Here is a 317-nt window from a genome sequence, read left to right on the forward strand (position 1 = left end):
GCAACGGCTTGGATCTCTCGAGCACACCACCGGGACAGGTCTGTGCCCTTTGGAAAGTATTGTCGTAGAAGGCCATTGGTGTTTTCGTTCGTACCGCGCTGCCATGGGCTGTGCGGGTCGGCGAAGAATACCTTCACGCCGGACTCGATAGTGAAGCGGGCGTGATCGGACAGCTCCTTGCCACGATCCCAAGAGGTGGCGCCGCTTGTTCGGGCAGGGTCCCGAGATTTTTAAGTGGAACCACCGGGGCGTTCATGCTGCCGATTTGATCGCAGGCAGTGTCGCGAAGTATGCCTCATCCGGCGTGCGGTCTTCCA

1 pseudogene is annotated in these 317 nt (G+C 59.3%); it reads right to left on the bottom strand.

Annotated features, from left to right (window positions below):
• Positions 1-194 (bottom strand): annotated as a pseudogene (locus tag VSR82_RS40185) (IS30 family transposase); the annotation flags it as partial.
• Positions 195-317: the final 123 nt, after the last annotated feature.

This window comes from Burkholderia sp. JPY481, assembly GCF_038900515.1.
Classification (GTDB): Bacteria; Pseudomonadota; Gammaproteobacteria; order Burkholderiales; family Burkholderiaceae; genus Paraburkholderia; species Paraburkholderia youngii.